The sequence below is a fragment of the Paraburkholderia sp. BCC1885 genome, assembly GCF_900996235.1.
In the GTDB taxonomy this organism is placed as follows: Bacteria; Pseudomonadota; Gammaproteobacteria; order Burkholderiales; family Burkholderiaceae; genus Paraburkholderia.
On record NZ_CAAJGM010000208.1, the window covers coordinates 768,940 to 790,664 of the forward strand.

Sequence of the window (21,725 nt, forward strand, 5' to 3'; positions counted from 1 at the left end):
ACCGGCCGACATCGTGATTTTCCCGATGCAAGTGCCTCCCCACAAAACCCCGACTACGACCACGCTTACGGGGTTTTCGCGAGCCGCCCTCACTGATCCTGCGGACACTGCAGATTGCAGCCATTCGGATCGCCGTTATCGCCCTTGCGGCGCATTGCGGACTTCTTGTCGGATTGGTACTTGGTATCCGGCGCCGAAGCCCCGAACGGCAGTTGCGGATGTTCCTGCAAATGGAATCCGTCGTCCAGAATACCGCCCGGCACGCCCGGCGAATTCTGAGCGAAAGCAATCGAAACGGTGGCGCACAGCGTGCCTGCCGTGACGGCAACAGCACAGGCTTTAAGAAGAACGTTCATGTCGATCCGGCGCGGCGGCCCGCGCAGTTGAGGCTAAATCAGAAGATCAAAGAGTATCGCATACCGCCCCGCGTCGCAGCCACCGCCTGCTCCGCTCCTGTTACCGCGGCTTACGCGAGCGGCGGGCCGAGCCCGTCTTCGAGTTCCAGCAGCGTGCCGCATTCCGCGGGATTGTAGCCTTCCAGCCGCGCCACCCCGCTTCTGAACGCCTCGCTACGCAGCATCTCGATGACGGTGACGAGCGGCGCCCGCTCCAGCGCCGCCCGGTCGCAGGCAAAGTAATAGTCCTCGTCGACGACCGGCACGAAATCGAGACCGAAATGATGCGCGGCCGGCTCGACGCCGAATCCCACGTCAGCCATGCCGCTGGCGACAAACGCCGCGATCGCCGAATGCGTCAGTTCCGTCGATGCGTAGCCGTTGACCCGATCGGGATCGACACCCACGCGGCGCAGCGCCAGATCGAGCAGCATCCGCGTACCGGAGCCCGGCTGGCGGTTGACGAAACGGATGTCGTCGCGCGCCAGATCACGCAGTCCGCCGATCTGCTTCGGATTGCCCTTCGAGAGAAACAGCCCCTGCTTGCGCTGCGTGAGATGGAGCAGCACGTGGCGCTCGGGGTCGAGCCAGCGCCGGTAGTTGCTGGCGCACGCAGCGCGAAATTCGCCGCGCGGCAAATGAAAACCGGCCAGGTCGCACTCGCCTCGCGCGAGCGCGGTCACCGCGTCCGCGCTGTCGCGATACTTGATATCGACGGGCACGTCATCGGCCACCAGCGCCGTCACCAGCGCGGCCACCGCGTAACCGTGCGACGCGTGAATGCGGACGTCGTCGGCGGGCGGCGCGAGCCAACGGTTCAGATCGCTCGCCACCTCGCTCGCCAGCGCCCGCATGTTGCCGTCGAGCCGCTCGCCACACAGCCGCTGCGCGCGCAGCACCGCCTGACCGAGTTCCGAGAGTACCGAGCCGCGCCCGCGCTCCTTCGCGATCAACGGACCGCCCAGCCGTTCCTCGATGCTGCGCAGCAAACCCCACGCATGACGGTAGGACAAACCCTTAAGCGTCGCCGCCTGAGCGATGCTGCCCGCTTCGTCGACGAGCGCCAAAAGCTGCACGACGTCCGTCAGGCTGGCTTCGCGGCCGTCCGCGTCACGGATAACCAGCTGCGCATGGCATTCGATCCTGATCATATATGCTGACTCGCCTCCTATTGCGTCAGGGCCAGTACCCGCCTATCTTTGCTCTACACATACCAATCAGGTGAAGCATATGTGCACACTTTATGAAATACAAGTGCATATAAGACTTCGGAGGAGCCCCCCACTTTGGACGATTTCGACGCGTTCGAGCCGGAGCAACTGGTGCAGCGTCACACGCAGCCAGGCCGCTCTTTGCTCGCCATCCTGCACGCCATTCAGGACGAACTCGGGTTCGTTCCGCCGGATACCGTAGCGCCGCTTGCCCGGGTGATGAATCTCTCGCGCGCGGAAGTCCACGGCGTGCTCACCTACTATCACCACTTCCGCACGCATCCCGCTGCACCGGTCACCGTGCAACTGTGCCGTGCCGAAGCGTGCCGCAGCATGGGGACGGAGGCGCTGGCGCAGCATATCGAAGCGCGCACCGGTTGCCGCTTCGACAGCGCGCATCAAGCCGCCCAGAACGCGCGGCACGCCGCCGTCGGGCTCGAATCGGTGTATTGCCTCGGACAGTGCGCGCTGTCGCCGGCGTTGACGATCAACGGCACGCTGCACGCCCGGGTGACGCCACAGAAGTTCGACGCGCTGTTCGCGGCGGCGACCAAACGCGTGGAGGAAACCGCATGACACGCGTTTATGTCCCTCGCGACTCCGCGGCACTCGCACTAGGCGCCGACGCGCTCGCCGACGCCATCGCGCATGAAGCGGCACGACGCGGCATGGCCGTCGAACTGATCCGCAACGGTTCACGCGGCTTGCTGTGGCTCGAGCCGCTCGTCGAAGTCGCGACGCCGCGCGGACGAATCGGTTACGCGAATCTCGACGCCGCCGATGTCGCTTCGCTGTTCGACGCCGGTTTTCTCGAAGGCGGTGCGCATCCGAGCCTGGTGGGTGTTGTCGATGAGATTCCGTATCTGCAAAGACAGCAGCGTCTGACGTTCGCGCGCATCGGCATCACCGATCCTTTATCCATCGACGACTACGTGCAGCACGGCGGCCTCGAAGGCCTGCGGCGCGCGCTCGCCGCCGATGGCGACGCCGCCTGCGAAGCCCTGATCGAATCGGGTCTGCGCGGCCGGGGCGGCGCGGCCTTCCCCGCCGGCATCAAATGGCGCACGGTGCGGGGCGCGCAGGCAGCCCAGAAGTATGTCGTCTGCAATGCGGATGAAGGCGACTCCGGCACCTTCTCCGACCGCCTGATCATGGAGAGCGATCCCTACGTGCTGATCGAAGGCATGATCATCGCGGGCATCGTGACCGGCGCGACGCTCGGCTACATCTACGTGCGCAGCGAGTATCCGCACGCGATTGCGACGCTCGAAGCAGCCATCCAGCGCGCCCGCGATGCCGGCTGGCTGGGCGACAGCGTGCTCGGTTCGGCCCACCGGTTTGAACTGCAGGTTGCGAAAGGCGCGGGCGCCTATGTGTGCGGCGAAGAAACCGCGCTGCTCGAATCGCTCGAAGGCAAACGCGGCATCGTGCGCGCCAAGCCGCCGGTGCCGGCGCTGGTGGGTTTGTTCGGACAACCAACCGTCATCAACAACGTCATCACGCTCGCCACGGTGCCGATCATCTTCGCGCGCGGGGCGGCGTTCTACAAAAACTTCGGCATGGGCCGCTCGCGCGGCACGCTGCCGTTTCAGCTCGCCGGCAATGTCAGGCAAGGCGGTCTCGTCGAACTCGCGTTCGGCGTGACGCTGCGCGAGCTGCTGCACGACTATGGCGGCGGCACGGCCAGTGGCCGGCCGGCGCGCGCGGTGCAGGTGGGCGGCCCGCTCGGCACCTATCTGCCGGAAAGCCAGTGGGACATTCCGCTCGACTACGAAGCCTACGCGGCGGTCGGCGCGGTGGTGGGACACGGCGGCATCGTCGTGCATGACGACACCTCGAACCTGGCCGAGCTTGCGCAATACGCCATGCATTTCTGCGCGCTCGAATCCTGCGGCAAATGCACGCCCTGCCGGATCGGCTCGACGCGCGGCGTCGAAGTGATTGCGCGGATCCGTAACGGCGACACCTCGACGAGGCAAGTCCAGTTGCTGCGCGACCTGTGCGACACGATGGTGTCCGGCTCGCTCTGCGCCATGGGCGGCATGACACCTTTCCCGGTGCTGTCCGCACTCGACCATTTCCCCGAAGACTTCGGTCTCGACACCGTCCTGCCCAAAGCGGCGGCGGCCTGACGATGGAGCCCACCATGTCCGACGTGCTTAATTCCTCCGCAGGCGGTTGCGGCTCCGGCAATTGCGCCTGCAAATCGCAAGCGCTGGCGCAGACCAGCAAGCAGGCCCGCGCGCCCTTCGACGACACCGACTACGGCACGCCCTTGCGTCATGCCGACGTCGACGTGACGCTCGAAATCGATGGCCAGGCGATCACCGTTCCGGCTGGCACATCCGTGATGCGCGCGGCTATCGAAGCCGGCGTGCACGTACCGAAACTATGCGCCACCGATTCCCTCGAACCATTCGGCTCATGCCGCCTGTGTCTCGTCGAAATCGAAGGCAAGCGCGGTTATCCGGCGTCGTGCACGACGCCCGTCGAAGCGGGCATGAAAGTACGCACGCAAACCGACCGCCTGCAGTCGCTGCGCCGCAACGTGATGGAGCTCTACATCTCCGATCACCCGCTCGACTGCCTGACCTGTCCCGCCAACGGCGACTGCGAACTGCAGGATATGGCCGGCGTGACGGGGCTGCGTGAAGTGCGCTACGGCTTCGACGGCGCCAATCATCTGAAGGACAAGAAGGACGAGTCGAATCCGTACTTCACCTACGACCCGTCCAAGTGCATCGTATGCAACCGCTGCGTGCGCGCCTGCGAAGAGACGCAAGGCACGTTCGCGCTGACCATCGCCGGACGCGGTTTCGAATCGCGCGTCGCCGCGAGCGCCAGTCAACCGTTCATGGAATCGGAATGCGTCTCGTGCGGGGCCTGCGTCGCCGCATGCCCCACCGCGACGCTGCAGGAAAAGACCGTCGTCATGCTCGGTCAGGCCGAGCACTCGGTGGTGACGACGTGCGCGTATTGCGGCGTCGGCTGCTCGTTCAAGGCCGAGATGAAGGGCAACCAGGTCGTGCGGATGGTGCCGCACAAGAACGGCCAGGCCAACGAAGGACACGCCTGCGTGAAGGGCCGCTTCGCGTGGGGTTATGCCACGCATAAAGACCGCATCACCAAGCCGATGATCCGCGCGAAGATCACCGATCCGTGGCGCGAAGTCAGTTGGGACGAGGCGCTCAGCTACGCGGCCTCGGAGTTTCGCCGCATCCAGGCCAAGCATGGCCGCGACTCGATCGGCGGCATCACGTCGTCGCGCTGCACCAACGAAGAAACGTACCTGGTGCAAAAGCTCGTGCGCGCCGCGTTCGGCAACAACAATGTCGACACCTGCGCGCGCGTGTGCCACTCGCCGACCGGCTACGGCCTGAAGACCACGCTGGGCGAATCGGCCGGCACGCAGACCTTCGCGTCCGTCGACAAGGCCGACGTCATCATGGTGATCGGCGCGAATCCCACCGACGGCCATCCGGTGTTCGGCTCGCGTCTGAAGCGCCGCGTGCGGCAAGGCGCGAAGCTGATCGTCGTGGATCCGCGCCGCATCGACCTGGTCGATACGCCGCACGTCAAGGCCATGCATCATCTGCAATTGCGTCCGGGCACCAACGTCGCGGTCATCAATGCGCTGGCCCATGTGATCGTCACCGAGGGGCTGCTCAACGAAGCCTTCATTGCGCAACGTTGCGACACGCGCGCGTTCGAGCAATGGCGCGCGTTTGTCGCGCTGCCGGAAAACGCGCCGGAAGCCACCGCGGAGATCACCGGCGTGCCGGCCGAACACGTGCGTGCCGCGGCCCGCATCTACGCGACGCCCGGCAACTCCGCGATCTACTACGGTCTCGGGGTCACCGAACACGCGCAAGGCTCGACCATGGTGATGGGGATTGCGAACCTCGCGATGGCCACCGGCAACATTGGCCGCGAAGGCGTGGGCGTGAATCCGCTGCGCGGCCAGAACAACGTGCAGGGTTCGTGCGACATGGGCTCGTTCCCGCACGAGCTGCCGGGCTATCGCCATATCAGCGATACGACCACGCGTACCCTGTTCGAAGACGCCTGGCACGTCACGCTGCAACCCGAGCCGGGTCTGCGCATTCCCAACATGTTCGAAGCCGCGCTCGACGGCAGCTTCATGGGCCTCTACTGCCAGGGCGAGGACATCGTGCAGTCCGATCCGAACACGCATCACGTGTCGGCTGCGCTGTCGTCGATGGAATGCATCGTGGTTCAGGACATTTTTCTCAACGAGACCGCGAAGTATGCGCACGTGCTGCTGCCGGGTTCGTCGTTCCTCGAAAAGGACGGCACCTTCACCAACGCCGAGCGCCGCATCTCGCGCGTGCGCAAGGTGATGCCGCCGATCGCCGGTTACGCCGACTGGGAAGTCACCGTGTTGCTCGCCCGCGCGCTCGGCTACGAAATGGACTACGCGCATCCGTCCGAGATCATGGACGAAATCGCCCGCCTCACGCCGACCTTCCACGGCGTTTCCTACGCGAAGCTCGAACAGCTCGGCAGCATCCAGTGGCCCTGCAATGACAACGCGCCGGACGGCACGCCGACCATGCATATCGACACCTTCGTGCGCGGCAAGGGCAAGTTCGTGATCACCAGGTTTATCGCCTCACCCGAAAAGGTCACGCGCAAATTCCCGCTGATTCTCACCACCGGACGCATCCTGTCGCAATACAACGTGGGCGCGCAAACCCGCCGCACGGAGAATTCGCGCTGGCACGACGAGGACCGCCTCGAGATTCACCCACACGACGCGGAAGAACGCGGCATCAGGATGGATGACTGGGTGGGCATCGAATCGCGCGCGGGACAAACCGTACTGCGCGCCAAGGTGACCGAACGGATGCAGCCGGGCGTCGTCTATACGACATTCCACTTCCCCGAATCCGGCGCGAACGTGATCACGACGGAGAGTTCCGACTGGGCCACCAACTGCCCCGAATACAAGGTGACGGCCGTGCAGGTCATGCCGGTCGAACAGCCGTCGCAATGGCAGAAGGACTATTCGCGCTTCAATACGGAACAGCTCGATTTGCTGCGCCAGCGCGAACTGGCCAATGTAACGTCAGGCAAATAGGGACACGCCATGGATGAACAGAACCTGATCGAAATGGCGAACCGGATCGGCGAGTTTTTCGATTCGATGCCGGATCGTGAAGAAGCACTCGCTGGCGTCGCCGATCACATTCGCCGCTTCTGGGAGCCGCGGATGCGGCGCGCGTTATTGGCCGCGCTCGATCGGCCGGACGCGGGCGGCAGTCAGTCGATTTCGCCGATCGTCAAAGAGGCGTTGCTGGCGCATCGGGATACGTTGACGCCGGCGGCGGCTTCGGTGAGTTGAAGTGCCTCGGCGCCGCGTGGTGTCCTGCGGCGCCACGCCCGCTCAACCGGCGGGCTGCGGCGTGACGCTCCGTGCGAACCACGCCTCGCAGTGACGCAGCAATGCGTTCAGATCCGACGCCGGACGTCCACGCGCGCAGATGTACCCATCCGGGCGCACCAGATAAAACGCCGGGCGCGTGCGCCCATACGATTCGGACAGCGATTGCGCGCTCTCGCCCGTCGTGTCGCTGACACGCCAGATTCGCACCGCGCCCGGCAAGAGCCGCTCGATGGCGTCGCTCAAACGGTCGAGGTCGGCGTCGCGCATCACCTTGTGGCTGGCGGCCGGGTCGAGCGGCAGTTCTTGCGTATCGTCCGGTTCCACCAGCAGGAACAACGAGAACAGCGCCGGATCGTGCAAATCGAAGATACAGCCGATCCCCGGCGCGCATCCGAGCGGACCATCCACCACATGCACGAGCGCGTCGGGCGCCCGCTCGCCAGCGCGCGGGCCGCCATCCAGCACGCGCTCCAGCGTCAGCGGACTGCGGCGGTACTGGATCGCCAGTTCGCTAAGCGTGAGACGCGCGGCGTCGCGTAGCGGGCCGAGCGCGGCCAGCGCCGGCATGACGTGCTCGCGCAGGAGCTTGAGCGGCCCATGATCCGCTTCGGCCAGATGCGTGATGAAGCTGGTTTGCCGCAACACGTCGCGCTCGATCGGATGCCGCTCCAGATGATAGGAGTCGAGCAGGCGATCCGGCGCGCGGCCTCGCATCACCCGCGCCAGCTTCCAGCCCAGGTTGAAGGCTTCCTGGATGCCCGTGTTCATGCCCTGCGCGCCCGCCGGACTGTGCACGTGCGCGGCGTCGCCCGCCAGAAACACGCGCCCGACCCTCAATTGCTCGACCATGCGGCTGTTCAGATGAAAATTCGCCGACCACGTGAGGTCCGCGAACTTCACCGGATGATGGATACGCCGTGCGGCGAGCGCGCGGCATTCTTCGAACGAGGGCGCGGGTGCCTGCGGCGCTTGCGGCGCATCGCTGGAGGCGGGTGGCGTGGCGCTAGCATCTGAAGGCGTGGAAGACTCGGGAGACGCGCCGCTGGCCGCGCTCGACGACCCCGCTCCCTTCAACGAGCCCCTCGCGTCAGATCGAGGCGTCCCGGCTTCCTCAGCCGCCGGACGATCCGCAATCAACCGATAACGCCCCTCGCCCATCGGAAACAGCACCGCGAGCCCTTCGCCCGACGCGAAAATATGGAACTCGTCGTCGGGCCACTGCGTTTCGGCGTGCAGATCGGCCAGCAAGAAAGTCTGCTCGAAGGTCTTGCCGGCGAAGCTCATGCCGAGTCCGTGGCGCACCGTGCTGTGCGCCCCATCCGCCGCGATCAGGTAGGCAGGATGCACGGTCTCGCTGCGTCCCTGGGCGTCTCGCAAGGTCGCGCTGAGGCCGGCCGCGTCCTGCTCGAAGCTCGTCAATTCGACACCGCGCTCGATGCGCACGCCGAGCGTCGCCAGATGCTCGGTCAGCAGCCGTTCGGTGACGGCCTGATCGAGAAACAGCACGTATGGGTAGCGCGTTTGCAGCGGATCGAAGTCGAGGCGCGCGAGACGTTGTCCATTGGAAAAAAGATTCGCCACCCGGGCGCGATGACCCAGCTCGAGAAACGGCTCGATCAGACGATGCTGCTCGAGCAGTTCGAGCGTGCGCGCCTGGATGCCGATGGCCCGCGAATGCGGGTCCGGCTGCAGCGCCTTGTCGATCAGACGCACGGGAAGATGCGCGCGCGCAAGGCTCATTGCCGCAGCGAGACCGGTCGGGCCCGCCCCGACGATCAGCACCGGCGACGCGTCGTAGGAAGCGGCGGCCATGCAGAACTCCGGAGACCAACGATGCTGCCTAGTGTACGCCGCCGCCCCGCCGGCTGCGGGTTGCAGTGCGTCAACCCGATCGCGTCGAATGCGTGCCGGCCGCCCCTCAACAGGCGTCAGTGGGCGTGCGGATGCTGCAGGGAGCAGTGATGGTGCGTGGTGCCGAGATCGACCTGCAGCGTGGCGTGCTGCATCGAAAATTCTTCGCGTAACCTGAGCACGATGGCGTCGACGGCCGCGTCGCCAGGATGTCCGGCGGGAATCACCAGATGCGCGCTCAGCGCATTGCCGGTGGTGGAGAGCGCCCAGATGTGCAGGTCGTGTACATCGGTGACGCCGGGTTGGCCGGCGAGAAACTCGCGAATGCGTTGCAGATCGACGCCCGGCGGCACCGCGTCCAGCGCGAGCCGCACCGAATGGCGCAGCAGCCCCCATGTGCCGTAGACGATCACGCCCACGACGACCAGGCTCATAAGCGGGTCGAGCCAGCTCCAGTTCGTGAACAGAATCACCAGTCCACTCACCGCGACGGCTGCGGAGATCAGCGCGTCGCCCGCCATATGCAGAAACGCGCCGCGAATATTGAGGTCTTCCTTCTGGCCGCGCATGAAAAGCCACGCGGAAAAACCGTTCACCAGCATGCCGATGAGGGCGACCGCGAACACCGTCATCCCGGCAACGGGCGCCGGGTTGAACAGGCGCCCAATCGCCTCGGCGACGATCACGCCGCTCGCGAACAGCAACAACCCGGCGTTCGCCAGTGAAGCGAGGATCGAGGTGCTGCCGTAACCGAAGGTGTAGCGCGCCGAGGGGCGGCGCGAGGTGAGCCAGCTGGCGCCCCAGGCGAGCAGCAGGCCCAGCACGTCGGAGAGATTGTGGCCGGCGTCGGCGAGTAGCGCGGTGGAATGGGCGATCACGCCGTAGACGCCCTGAATCACCACAATGGCCACATTCAGGGCGACCGCGATCGCGAAGGCGCGGCCCTGACCTGCCGCCGGCGCGTGGTGGTGATGATGGCCGCCGTGGCCGTGGCCGTGGTCATGACTCCGACTCTGGCTGTGATCGTGGCCATGCTGGTCGTGATCGTGATGGTGGCCTTCGGCGTGCGGTGTGTTCATGGCAGGTCGGCGAGCGGCGCGACACGGTCGTTGAGGGATAGCGGCCGCATCGTCGTTTAACGCGTGAACCGTTGTCCGTAAGTTATAGATCAAGCTGCTGAGCGTCAATCAATGGGTAGAGGGCGGCGAGTGTGGGAAAATGCGACATTTGCCTTACAAGAAGCGCCCCTCCCGTCATGGAACCCCTGTTTGAACGCGCCTACGCGGCGCATCGTGACGGCCGCCTCGACGATGCCGAGCGCGGCTATCGCGCCGCGCTCGATATCGATCCCAAGCATGTCGATGCGCTGCACCTGCTGGGCGTCATCCGCCACCAGCAGGGTCAGCATGCCGAAGCTGCCGACCTCGTCGGCCGCGCGGCTAATCTGCGTCCGCAGGATGCCGCGCTGCAGTTGAATCTCGGCAATGCGCTCAAAGCTCTCGGCCAACTCGACGGTGCCATCGAGCGCTTTCGCAATGCCCTGACGCTCGCGCCGGGCTTTCCGCTCGCGCATTACAACCTCGGCAATGCTTACGCGCAGGCGGGTCGTCATGAAGACGCGGCGGACGCCTTCAGCAAATCGTTGCGTCTGCAACCGAATGACGCGTCGACCCACAACAACCTGGGCAACGCGCTGCACTCGTTGGGGCGCCACGACGAAGCAGTCGCCGCGTTCCGGCGCGCGCTCGAACTCAAGCCGGGCCACGCAGGCGCCCACAACAATCTCGGCATGGCGCTCAACGCGCTCAACCAGCCCGCCGAAGCGATCACGCAATTCCGTGCCGCGATTGCCGCGCAGCCGCGTTTTGTCGCCGCGCATTTCAACCTCGCCAACACGCTGGCTGCAAGCGGTCAGCATGAAGAGGCGCTCGACGCCTTCGAAGCCGTGCTGGCATTACAGCCGAAATTTCCGCCTGCGCTGTACGGCCTGGGCAATTCGCTCGCCGCCTTGGGACGTCATAAGGAGGCGCTGCAGCGTTTCGAGCGCGTGGTGGGCCTCGATCCGAAATTCGCGCTCGCGTGGCTAAGCCTCGGCACCACGCATCACGCGCTTGGCGCGCACACGGCGGCAGTACGCGCGTTCGATCAGACCTTGCGGCTGCGGCCCGATCTGGCGTCGGCGCATCTGAACCGGGCCGTTGCGTGGCTCACGCTCGGCGACTTCGCGCGCGGCCTTCCCGAATACGAGTGGCGTCTGCAGACCACGGCTCAAGCTGACCCGCAGACGCTGCCGCGCTGGCAAGGCGAGCCGATCGAGAAGCGCACGCTCCTCGTGCATGCCGAACAGGGCTTCGGCGACACACTGCAATTCGTGCGTTTCATGCCGAGCGTGGCGCAGCGCGCCGCGCGCGTCGTACTCGAAGTGCAGCCGCAACTCATGCCGATTCTGGCGCCGGCCGCGGCTCAATGGCGCGTCACGCTGATTGCTCGGGGCACGCCGCGTCCGGCGGCGGATCTGCAATGCCCGCTGCTGAGCCTGCCGTTGGCGCTCGGCATCGATCGCGATACCATCCCGGCGCGCACGCCGTATCTCAGCGTGCCGCCGACTTACCGGCGCAAATGGCGCGGCTCGCTGGGCGGCCACGCCAGGCGCAAGATCGGCCTCGCCTGGTCCGGCCGTGTCCAGCAGCAGGAAAACCGCACGATGCCGCTCGCCGCGCTCGAACCGCTCTTCGCGCTCGACGGTATCGACTGGATCATCCTGCAGCCGGATCTCAGCGAGCAGGAGCGCGCCACGCTCGACGCCCATCCGCGCGCCGGCTCCATTCATCGCTTCGACAACCGCATCGGCGATTTCGCGGATACCGCGGCGATCATCGAACGGCTCGACGCCGTCGTCTCGATCGACACCTCGATTGCCCATCTGAGCGGCGCGCTGCGCAAGCCGCTCTGGCTGATGCTGCCGTTTGCCGCCGACTGGCGCTGGTTCGTCGACGAACCGCGCAGCCCGTGGTATCCCGGCGCGCGTCTCGTGCGTCAGCCGCAACCGGGCGCATGGGATGCCGTCGTGGCGAGGGTCGCGGACGAGTTGCGCGAGGCGTAGGCGCGTCTTCCCGGCCAGGTCCAAGGCCAGGTCCAAGGCCGGGTCCAGGCTTAAGGACACCGAGGCTCAAGGACTCCGAGGCTTAAAGGCTCCGAGGCTGGAGAACCCAAAAGCAAAAACCCCACAGTCTTGCGACCGTGGGGTTTTTGCGTGTCAGCCTGGCGCTACTTCCATCGCGGCTGCCTGCGGCCACTTGGCCCGCCGCTTAGTCCGTCACTTATCTCGTTACGCCGCGCGATACTGCTTGCGCGATTCCGGCGTGCGATACAGCACCAGCGTGGCGATCAACCCGCAGATCGCCGCGAGACCGAGCCACAAGCCAGGCGCCGCCTTGTTGCCGGTGTTATGGATCAGCAGCGTCGAGATAGCCGGCGTGAAGCCGCCGATCGTCGTCGCGAGGCTGTAGGCGAGCGAGAAACCCGCGGTACGCACTTCGACCGGCATCACCTCGGTCAAGGCCACCACCATCGCGCCGTTGTAGCTGCCGTACAGGAACGACAGCCACAACTCGACCACCAGCAGGCGTGCGAACGACGGCTCGCTCACGAGCCATTGCACCGCCGGGTACGCCGTGAGAATGGTCAGGATCGTGAATACCAGCAGCACCGGACGGCGCCCGATGCGGTCCGACACGGCACCGGCAAGCGGCAACCAGACCAGATTCGACAGCCCGATACAGACGGTGACGACCAGCGCATCCAGCGACGACAGCTTCAGCACTTCCTTGCCGAAGGTCGGCGTATAGGCCGTGATCATGTAGAACGACACCGTGGTCATGATCACCATGCCCATGCCGCCGAGCACGATGCCCCAGTTATCGAGCATCGACTTCATGATCTCGCCCATGCTCGGACGATGCTTGCGCGCCGCGAATTCCGCGGTCTCCTGCAGCGAGCTACGGATGATGAACAGGAACGGCACGATCAGGCAGCCGATCAGGAACGGCACGCGCCAGCCCCATGCTCCCATTTGTGCCGCGGGAAGAATCTGATTCAGGACCACGCCGATCAGCGCCGCGAACACCACAGCGACCTGCTGGCTGCCCGACTGCCACGAGCAATAGAAGCCCTTGTTGCCCTTGGTGGCGATTTCCGACAGATAGACCGAGACGCCGCCCAGCTCCACCCCCGCCGAGAAGCCTTGCAGCAGACGCCCCAGCAGCACGAGGGCTGGCGCGAGCATGCCGATGGTGGAGTAGCCCGGAATCGCGGCGACCGTGAGCGTGCCGAGCGCCATCAGGCCGAGTGTCAGCATCAGGCCTTTGCGGCGGCCGTGATGGTCGATGTAAGCGCCGAGGACGATGGCGCCGAGCGGCCGCATCAGGAAACCCGCGCCGAATACCGACAACGACAGCATCAGCGAGGCGAAATCGCTCCCGCTCGGAAAGTAGGTCTTGGCGATCGCCGAGGCGTAGTAGCCATAGACCATGAAATCGTACATCTCCAGGAAGTTGCCGCTGACGACGCGGAAAACGGTCCGGACTTTCGATTCGTTGGACGATGCGTGAGACGCAGTAGACATGACATTCTCGAAATGGCCCACCGCCGGATCGAGCCCGGCATGATTGGGCGGTTGACAACATTTCACCGCGTCGGCGAGCAAATGCCAGTGGCGAGGAAACCTGCGCGAATGCGCCGCAGGGCGCTGCATTCTGATGCGCCACGCAACACGACGGTATAAGGGTAAACCCGCGCACCAACCGAATCCGCCCTTACAACCTGTGAGGCCGAATCTTACCGCCCCTGACACAAGCGTGCAGTCCGGCGGCCCACTGATCGCGCCGGTGGTGGCCGCCGCAGTACACTCACCGTACTCTTGGCATATTGCCTCGCTATTACGTAACTGCGACGTAACCGCCACATAAGCGCCGAACCGATGTCCACTGCCCGTGCTGTTTCCCTGCGTCCCGCCACCCCCACCGATGCCGCGCTGATCGCGTCAATCCATGCCGCCAGTTGGCAAGCGACGTACCGTGGCCTGCTGCCCGACGCCTTCCTCGACGGCGAAGTGACGCGCGAGCGCGCCGCCTACTGGCAAGCGCGGCTCAACGCGCCGGGGGCCGAACGGCGCAATGTGGTGATCGCTGAAGTCGCCGGCGAGCCGATCGGGTTTGCGTGTGTCGAATGGCAGCCTGATTCCGCGTGGGGTGTTCTGCTGGACAATTTGCACGCCTTGCCCGGCCATCAGGGCCTGGGTGTGGGCAAGCGGCTGATACAGGCGGCCGTCGACTGGACTCGCGCGCAAGGCGAGAACCAGCTTTATCTGTACGTGCTGGAAGGCAATACGCCGGCCATCGGTTTCTATGAACGTCAGGGTTGGCTGTTCTCAGGCGCGGAGCCCGATCGGATGGGCGGGGTGGACATCACGGCGCTGCGTTATGTGTACCCGCTGGATCGCCGCACATAAACGAAAGCCCGGCGAATTGCCGGGCTTTCCGTATTGAAAACACACACGAAGATAATTACCGCAGCGCCGCCTAGCGTGACACCGGCGAAACCGGCAGCCCCGATTCGTTCTGCCGCTGCAACTGCTGAACCTGCCTCTGTACTTCGACCAACTGAGCCTGAGCCTTTTCCTTGGCCGCGCGCAAGGCCTGTGCTTCGCTCTGCGTCTGGCGCTGATAGTCGTTGACTCGCGCCTGCTGCGTGCGCGCCACATCGAGGTCGGCCTGCAGGCGCTTCGCGCGGTCTTCCGAAAGCGCGATCACGTCTTCGATAAATGCCTTTTGCGCCTGCAAGCGCGTGCGGCGAATTTCTACCTCGGACAATTGCGCGGTCTGCTGCACGAAGCCCGCATAGATGGCCTCGGAGCGCGCGTCGTCCTGCGATTTGATCACGCGCCAGAAATGCTTGTCCTGAAACAAGGCGATGTAGTACGTCATTTCCTGCGCGTCGAAGAACAGACTCGCGCCATAGCTGCCGTTGTAGGTGGTGCGCAGCTCGGTGAGTTGCGAGTCGTGAATCATTTGCATCAGCTCGGCGACGTTGCCTTGCGCGTCGCCGCCGTTCGCACTGGCGTCATCGTCCGCGGCGCGCGCCGCCCCAACGCCGGAAGAGGCCGAAGCCGAAGCCGCTAACGATCCGGTGGCAACCGGCTGGGGCGTGAGCGTATTCATGGCCGGCCGGGTTCCGACGATCGGCGCCGAATCCGCTGATCCATCGTCCTCTCCTGCCAGTACGAAACCGCCGTGCTGCAGCAGCGCGCACGCGGTCACAAACAACATGACGCGCCGAACAGTCAAGAGGATTTTCATACGTGCATGCTCCAGGCGAATTCCAAATAGCCTCGGATTATCGCGCGGATTTGCGCCCAAGCGAAGCGCTACAGCGGCATGTGACAGCACTTTAAATCGAGATAGATAGCATTCCCAAGGTTTTGTCGAATCGATCGACAAATCTCGAAAAAGTGTCTCGCCTGATGTACTAAAAAGAAACAGTACGCCGCATGGAGAGAGACTTATTTTCCATCCGTTTGCGCCCGGCCAAAGCAGGTCACGACGACCTGTGTGCTCTCAAGCGAATCTCAAAAAAATTCGCATCAACAGAAAAACGGCCCCGTCTTTTTAAAAACGGAGCCGTTTCGTGCCGTCGTATCGCCTGCCGAAAATCCCTGCCGCGAAAGTGATCTTGATAAGCGTGCCGCCTAGAACCGCGTCTCGCGCGCCACGCGTAAAAATGTGTCGAGCAACGGCGTGCAATCGAGCAATTCCGCACCGCCCGCGCGATGAAACTCCGGGTGCCACTGCACGCCCATCACGAACGGCGCGCGTCGATAGCGGATGGCTTCGATGATGCCATCCGCCGCCGATACCGCCTCAATATTGAGATCGCGGCCGAGTGTCTTGACCGCCTGATGGTGAATCGAATTGACGATGGCGTCGCGCCGCCCCGGAAACATATTGGCGAGCGTCGAGCCATCCGGAAAATGAATGCCGTGGCGGTGTTGATCGTAGTGTTCGTTGACGTGCGCGCCGGCGGTCGGCACGTCGGTGGCAATGTCCTGATACAGCGAGCCGCCGAACGCCACGTTGATCAGTTGACAGCCGCGGCACACGCCCAGCACCGGCTTGCCTGACTCGATGAATTCGTGCAGCAGTTCCAGCTCGTACATATCCCGGACGCGGTCGCCGGGCCACTCGGGGCTCGTCGCCTGCTCGGCGTAGGACTGCGGCGAAACATCCGCGCCGCCTTGCAGCAACAGGCCGTCCAGATGCTTCGCGTAGTCGCGCAGACGGATGTTGCTCGGATGCAGCATGCCTTGGTGACCGACGGTGGGGATCATGAAGACCAGCACGTCGCGCGACATCACCCAATGCGCAATCGATTCTTCGAGATATTGCAGCGTCTTGCCGCGCAAACCTTTGGCGCCCGGTTCCGGATGAAAGATGCGCGCCGACACGCCGATACGAAGGGTCCGCTGGGTGATCCGCTGTCCCGCGCGGTCGAAGATCTGCCGCGCCCGCGCCGCGATGATGCGGCCGAACACCGACCAGGCCGAATCAGTCTGCTTCAGGTAACGCGGCGGGGATGGCGGCAACGCATTCGGCGGCGGCGGGTTGGTTGCAGTGAAATCGGGAGCCGCGCCGAAGCCTGGCGGCACCGAACTCGACCCGGCGCGCGCGCCAGCCGCCGCGGCCTCGCTGCTTCCCGCACCCGTGATCGGCGGCGCGGAGGCGGCTGTTGCGGCTGTTGCGGCTGTCGCGGCTGTCGCGGCTGTCGCGGCGGCCGCGGATGCTGCAGCTGCTTCCGCAGCCGCCGGCCTGGCCCGCGCGGCGTCGCGCAGTTGTTGGGTTTGAGCCTCCTGCTGCGCGTATGCCTCTTGCCGCGCCGTCGACTCCGCAGCGGACGCGCGCGCCTCGGCGGCGTCTTTCTTCTGGGCTTCGACAGTATCCGCAGGCGTCACGCTCGACGCGCTAGCCGGGTCGTCCGTCGAAGACCGAACCGCAGCTTCTTCTGCGGCGGCCGACTGGACGGAATCCTCATGTGAGGGCGGCAAGGCCGCCTTTGGAGAGACGGGCGCTGTCCCGGGCTGCGAACCGGCTGGCTGGGGAACCCCGGGGATTGCCACAGCGGGCTTCGAAACCTCAGCCGGCGTGCCGGACGGGGACGGGGTGCCGGGCGTACCGGCATTCTCTGGCTTGTTTTCGCTCATGACTGTCGGACGGGCGCCTTCCACGCGAACGAATAGGTATGGATCGATTATCCGCTACCGGGCGAGGTGCCGCAAACCTGCACACAATTGCTCACATTGTTCCGCCGTGCTCATCAGCCGATGCGATAACCGTCTTCTTTTATGGATCGGGTTGCTCATCGAAAGTTTCGCGTAGTGCGATCTGCAAGGCCGCGTGGATCTTCACGCACCAGCGCCAGAGCAGCGTCATCAGCAGGGCGGCGCATATCAGCACGGCGATCAGCAGGCCCGTCGGCGGCAGGATCCCGCCGGACAGTGCCGCCACCACCAGAAACACGCCCACCATCGACACCACCGGCACGAGCTCGGAGATCGCCGAGCGGATCGCGCGCGTGAAGCGCCCTGCTGTCGCGGGCTGCACGCCGAGTTCGGCCAGCAGCAGCGCGAGCGACTGGGTCTTGCGATACACGGCCACGAGGAATGGCATCGACATCAACAAGGCCATGCTCCACAGCACCACGCGCTGCATCGGCTCGGACGGCAACCAGCGATCCAGCAGCGCGCTCGCGTAACTCGCGCCATACGTCACCGCGAGAAAGATCGCCACCACCAGCGCGAGATTCACCACGATCTGCACAATGATTCGCCGGGTGATGCCGAAGGGAGTCGGGCCGTCGCCGGCAGGCCGCAGGCTGCCGAGCCATTGCGAATACATGCCGAACACATTGGCGACGGTGCGCGGCATCGCGTGACCAAGCCGCTGGGTAAGCGGATCGGCGGCGCGGATCAGATAGGGAGTGAACAAGGTCGTCAACGCCGATACCGCCACCGCGATGGGATACAGAAACGCGCTCGTCACCTTCAGGGTGAGGCCGAGCGAAGCAATGATGAACGAGAACTCGCCGATCTGCGACACCGTCATACCGACCCGCATCGCCGTGCGTCCGTCCTTGCCGGCGAGGAACGTGCCGAGGCCGCAAGAGACGATCTTGCCGACGATCACGGCCACGGTGATGACCGCGATCGGCCAGGCGTAATCGACCAGCACATGGGGGTTGAGCATCAACCCGATGGTGACGAAGAAGATCGCCGAAAACGCGTCACGCAGCGGCGCAATCAGATGCTCGATGCGGTGCAGATGACGCGACTCCGCCATGATCGCGCCGATCAGAAATGCGCCGAGCGCGATGCTGTAATCGAGCTTCACCACCAGCAGACAAAAGCCAAAACAGAAGCCGAGCACCGACACCAGCAGCATTTCGTCGCTGCCCGAACGCGCCACGTAATTGAGCGCGCGTGGCACCACGAGGATGCCCACCACCAGCGACACCGTCATGAACAGCAGCAGCTTGCCGAGCGTGACCAGCGCGACGCCCGCGCTCAACTGTCCGGTCTGGGCGATGCCGGACAGCAGCACCAGCATGGCGATCGCGAGAATGTCCTCGACGATCAGAATGCCGAACACCAGTTGCGCGAAACGCTCGCGCTTCAGGCCGAGTTCGGACAGCGCCTTGACGATGATGGTGGTGGACGAGATCGCGAGAATCGCGCCGAGAAACAGCGAGTCCATCGAACTCCAGCCGAATGCGCTGCCGATCTCATAGCCGAGCCACAGCATCAGCACGATTTCGGACAAGGCGGCGACGATCGCCGTCGCGCCGACCTGAAACAGCTTGCGCAGACTGAATTCGAGCCCCAGCGAAAACATCAGGAACACGACGCCGAGTTCGCCGAGCGTCTGAATGGTCTGCTCGTCGTGGATCAACTGAAACGGCGGCGTATACGGCCCGATGATCACACCGGCGGCGATATAGCCGAGCACCACCGGCTGCTTCAGGCGATGAAACAGCACGGTGACGACGCCCGCGAGCGCCATGACCACCGCCAGATCCTGAATGAAGCCGATACCCTGGTGCATAGGCGAACCCCCATTTCTTACAAAAAGTAATATTGAGACCCGATACTACCGCACCTTGCCGGCGAGCCCGGTTTGCCGTGCCGTCCAGAATGGAGATGTTTCTGAAATGGCGGCGCGGCGAGGAAATGTCGGAACAATATTTTCCTTTCCCGCGGCGCTTTGTGCCCTTGTTCTACAATGCCTGCGAACGAGTTCCACCCTTGCTTCTCACGCCGCCGCACCCCTCGTTCACGACGCATGTGCAGACTACTCCCCGCGCTTCCGGCCCCGTCCGGCAAGACGCCGCGAGCCGCGCCGCGCAGGCCCGTGAATGACCTGACCGGAATGATCATGGCCACCGAATTCACACCCTTCCCGCCGCTCGCCCAGCTTGCCGCCGATCTGGCCGCCGGCCGCACCACCAGCCGCCAGCTCGTCGAAACCGCGCTCGAACGCATCGCCGATCCGTCCGGCCAGGGCTCGACCGTTTTCATCCACGTCGACGCCGAGAATGCCCGCGCCGCCGCCGACGGCCATGATCGTCTGCGCGCGGCCGGCACCGTGCTGTCGCCGCTCGCGGGCATTCCGGTATCGATCAAGGACCTGTTCGATATCGAAGGCCAGGTGACGCGCGCCGGCTCGACCGTGCTCGCCGATGCGCGGCCGGCCGGCGCCGACGCCGTTACGGTGGCGCGCCTGAAACGGGCCGGCGCGGTGATCGTCGGACGCACCAATATGAGCGAGTTCGCGTTCTCCGGACTCGGGCTGAATCCGCACTACGGCCATCCGCTCTCGCCTTACCGGCGTGACGTGAAGGGCGACGAGCGGGTCTCCGGCGGATCGTCCTCGGGCGCGGCGGCGTCGGTGGCGGACGGCATGGCCGCCATCGCACTCGGCACCGACACCGGCGGCTCGATCCGCATCCCGGCGGCGCTCTGTGGTCTGACCGGCTTCAAACCCACCGCTGATCGCATCCCCAAACACGGCGGCGTGCCGCTCTCGGCGACGCTCGATTCGTTCGGGCCGATCGGGGTATCGGTGGCCTGCTGCGCGCTGGTCGACCGGATGCTGGCGGGGCTCGAGCCGCGCATCCCGGCGCTGCGCCCGCTCGAAGGCGTGCGCCTCGGCGTGCTCACCCACTACGTGACCGACGACGTCGAGCCGGCCGTGGCCGCCGCCATCGATGCGGCGCTCAAGCATCTGGAAGCGGCCGGCGCGATTGTCAGCGAAGTGCGTTTTGCACCGCTCGACCGCTTGCCGGAGATCAACCGCTTCGGTTTTCCGTCGATCGAGGCCTATGCCTGGCATCGTCCCCTGCTGGAAAAGCACCGCGAGCAATACGATCCGCGCGTGCTGACGCGCATTCTGAAAGGCCAGCCGGCCAGCGCCGCCGACTACCTCGACCTGGTGGCCGAACGCAACGCCCTGCTGGAAGCGGCCCGCAACACGCTGTGGCAGCGCTTCGACGCGATCGTGGCGCCGACGGTGCCGGTCGTGCCGCCACGCGTGGCCGATCTGGTGCATGACGACGATGCTTTCGCCCGCACCAATGCGTTGATCCTGCGCAATCCGAGCGCGTTTAATTTCCTCGATACCTGCGCGCTTTCGCTGCCCTGCCATCGCCACGGCGACGCCCCGGTCGGCCTGATGCTGGCGGGCGCGCCGCATGGCGACGACGCCCTGCTGGCGATCGGCCGCGCTGTCGAAGCGGTGCTCAACACGATCCGGTAGCCGAAAACCGGGCGGCTGGGGTTCGCGCTAGAATCGCGGGCACCCGCCCCCTTGGGGTTTTCGACTTTCGACAGCCACACGATCCATGAATAACGATAATGCGATGCTGCGCCGCGAGCGCACCCTGCTGGTTCTGCTTGGCCTGATCTGCGTGGCGCTGGTGGCCGGCGCGCTGTATCTGCAATATGGCCTGCACGAAGATCCTTGCCCGCTGTGCATTTTGCAGCGCTACTTCTTCCTGCTGATCGCGATCTTTGCGTTCCTGGGCGCGCGTTTCAATAGCTGGCGCGGCGTGCGGCTGCTCGAAGCGCTGGCCGCCATTTCGGCGCTGGCCGGCATCGTGACGGCGGCGCGGCATGTGTACGTGCAGGCCAATCCAGGCTTTAGCTGCGGTTTCGACACGCTGCAGCCGGTGGTCGACAGCCTGCCGCCAGCTCACTGGCTGCCGGGTGTATTCAAGGTCTCGGGATTGTGTGAAACGGCGTATCCGCCGATTTTCGGCCTTACGCTGCCGCAGTGGTCGCTGCTCGCGTTTTTCGTGGCCTATGTGCCGCTCGCGCTGAGCCTGATTCGTAATCGCCGCCGCATTGCTTAAAAAGCAGGCTTGAACACCGCCATGGCCCGGCTCGTCGCTGAGCCGGATGTACCCGGCGCGCCGCATCGGCGCGCGCCGTCGTAGTCAATGCCTGGGGCCAGACTGGCCCCTTTTCTCCGCCCTTCTCGTCCCGATTCCCGTCTTGCGGCGCCTCGCGCGCCGCCCGTTGCGGCTTGCTGCGCAGGGGTTTCCAGCCAAACCGCCCTGCCCCGCGAGCGCGACGTCAGCCACGGCGCGCGGTCGCTTATGACCGTCCGCGAATAACCCCCATCACCCTGGGGAAATATTTTTGAGACGAGGGAGTGCTATCGTCGCATATGGATGGCGATCTACGTGCGCGAGGCCGGCTGCGGTACGACCCCCTGCGTAACGCGCGCCCGGTCCGCAATGTCTTTCGGATTCGCC

16 protein-coding genes are annotated in these 21,725 nt (G+C 65.0%); 8 read left to right on the forward strand and 8 right to left on the reverse strand.

Annotated elements, in window-relative coordinates; translation table 11 throughout:
• Positions 1 to 89: 89 nt before the first annotated feature.
• Positions 90 to 356, reverse strand: a complete 267-nt coding sequence (locus FQ755_RS22085) for a hypothetical protein (protein ID WP_144156952.1) — start codon at positions 354 to 356, stop codon at positions 90 to 92.
• A gap of 110 nt (positions 357 to 466) precedes the next feature.
• Complete coding sequence (locus FQ755_RS22090) at positions 467 to 1,546, reverse strand: substrate-binding domain-containing protein (protein ID WP_144156954.1); 1,080 nt, start codon at positions 1,544 to 1,546, stop codon at positions 467 to 469.
• Between the two features lie 135 nt (positions 1,547 to 1,681).
• On the opposite strand from FQ755_RS22090, the gene FQ755_RS22095 reads away from it, so the two are divergent.
• From FQ755_RS22095 to FQ755_RS22110, 4 genes are read left to right on the forward strand one after another with little or no spacing between them, the layout of a single operon-like run.
• Positions 1,682 to 2,182: an NAD(P)H-dependent oxidoreductase subunit E gene (locus FQ755_RS22095; protein ID WP_144156956.1), complete on the forward strand. Its 501-nt coding sequence runs from the start codon at positions 1,682 to 1,684 to the stop codon at positions 2,180 to 2,182.
• Positions 2,179 to 3,738, forward strand: coding sequence for a formate dehydrogenase beta subunit (locus FQ755_RS22100; RefSeq protein WP_144156958.1), 1,560 nt, complete (start codon positions 2,179 to 2,181; stop codon positions 3,736 to 3,738). The genes FQ755_RS22095 and FQ755_RS22100 overlap by 4 nt, the downstream gene beginning before the upstream one ends.
• A 14-nt stretch (positions 3,739 to 3,752) precedes the next feature.
• Positions 3,753 to 6,707: a formate dehydrogenase subunit alpha gene (gene fdhF / locus FQ755_RS22105; protein ID WP_144156959.1), complete on the forward strand. Its 2,955-nt coding sequence runs from the start codon at positions 3,753 to 3,755 to the stop codon at positions 6,705 to 6,707.
• Between the two features lie 9 nt (positions 6,708 to 6,716).
• The gene (locus tag FQ755_RS22110) at positions 6,717 to 6,971 is read left to right on the forward strand and encodes a formate dehydrogenase subunit delta (protein WP_144156961.1); all 255 of its coding nucleotides are present in this window, start codon (positions 6,717 to 6,719) and stop codon (positions 6,969 to 6,971) included.
• Positions 6,972 to 7,013: 42 nt separating this feature from the next.
• On the opposite strand, the gene FQ755_RS22115 is transcribed toward FQ755_RS22110, so the two are convergent.
• Both FQ755_RS22115 and FQ755_RS22120 read right to left on the reverse strand, forming a co-directional pair.
• A complete protein-coding gene (locus FQ755_RS22115) occupies positions 7,014 to 8,825 on the reverse strand; it encodes an FAD-dependent monooxygenase (RefSeq protein WP_144156963.1) in 1,812 nt (603 codons plus the stop codon).
• Positions 8,826 to 8,941: 116 nt separating this feature from the next.
• Positions 8,942 to 9,943, reverse strand: a complete 1,002-nt coding sequence (locus tag FQ755_RS22120; protein WP_144156965.1) for a cation diffusion facilitator family transporter — start codon at positions 9,941 to 9,943, stop codon at positions 8,942 to 8,944.
• Between the two features lie 176 nt (positions 9,944 to 10,119).
• On the opposite strand from FQ755_RS22120, the gene FQ755_RS22125 reads away from it, so the two are divergent.
• Positions 10,120 to 11,967: a tetratricopeptide repeat protein gene (locus FQ755_RS22125; RefSeq protein WP_144156967.1), complete on the forward strand. Its 1,848-nt coding sequence runs from the start codon at positions 10,120 to 10,122 to the stop codon at positions 11,965 to 11,967.
• A gap of 225 nt (positions 11,968 to 12,192) precedes the next feature.
• On the opposite strand, the gene FQ755_RS22130 is transcribed toward FQ755_RS22125, so the two are convergent.
• Complete coding sequence (locus FQ755_RS22130; RefSeq protein ID WP_144156969.1) at positions 12,193 to 13,488, reverse strand: MFS transporter; 1,296 nt, start codon at positions 13,486 to 13,488, stop codon at positions 12,193 to 12,195.
• Positions 13,489 to 13,842: 354 nt separating this feature from the next.
• Between FQ755_RS22130 and FQ755_RS22135 the strand changes: the two genes are divergently transcribed.
• The gene (locus FQ755_RS22135; RefSeq protein ID WP_144156971.1) at positions 13,843 to 14,373 is read left to right on the forward strand and encodes a GNAT family N-acetyltransferase; all 531 of its coding nucleotides are present in this window, start codon (positions 13,843 to 13,845) and stop codon (positions 14,371 to 14,373) included.
• Between the two features lie 70 nt (positions 14,374 to 14,443).
• Here FQ755_RS22135 and FQ755_RS22140 read toward each other — a convergent pair whose 3' ends face one another.
• From FQ755_RS22140 to FQ755_RS22150, 3 genes are all read right to left on the reverse strand, one after another.
• The gene (locus FQ755_RS22140; RefSeq protein ID WP_144156973.1) at positions 14,444 to 15,220 is read right to left on the reverse strand and encodes a DUF2968 domain-containing protein; all 777 of its coding nucleotides are present in this window, start codon (positions 15,218 to 15,220) and stop codon (positions 14,444 to 14,446) included.
• 389 nt (positions 15,221 to 15,609) lie between these two features.
• Positions 15,610 to 17,118 (reverse strand): gamma-glutamyl-gamma-aminobutyrate hydrolase family protein, encoded by a 1,509-nt coding sequence (locus FQ755_RS22145; RefSeq protein ID WP_144156975.1) that lies wholly within the window; start codon positions 17,116 to 17,118, stop codon positions 15,610 to 15,612.
• 139 nt (positions 17,119 to 17,257) lie between these two features.
• On the reverse strand, positions 17,258 to 19,015 hold the full coding sequence (locus FQ755_RS22150) for a cation:proton antiporter (protein WP_144156977.1): 1,758 nt from the start codon (positions 19,013 to 19,015) through the stop codon (positions 17,258 to 17,260).
• A 330-nt stretch (positions 19,016 to 19,345) separates the two neighbouring features.
• On the opposite strand from FQ755_RS22150, the gene FQ755_RS22155 reads away from it, so the two are divergent.
• Both FQ755_RS22155 and FQ755_RS22160 read left to right on the forward strand, forming a co-directional pair.
• The gene (locus FQ755_RS22155) at positions 19,346 to 20,725 is read left to right on the forward strand and encodes an amidase (RefSeq protein WP_144156978.1); all 1,380 of its coding nucleotides are present in this window, start codon (positions 19,346 to 19,348) and stop codon (positions 20,723 to 20,725) included.
• Positions 20,726 to 20,810: 85 nt separating this feature from the next.
• Positions 20,811 to 21,320, forward strand: coding sequence for a disulfide bond formation protein B (locus tag FQ755_RS22160; RefSeq protein ID WP_144156980.1), 510 nt, complete (start codon positions 20,811 to 20,813; stop codon positions 21,318 to 21,320).
• The last annotated feature ends 405 nt before the right edge of the window (positions 21,321 to 21,725 follow it).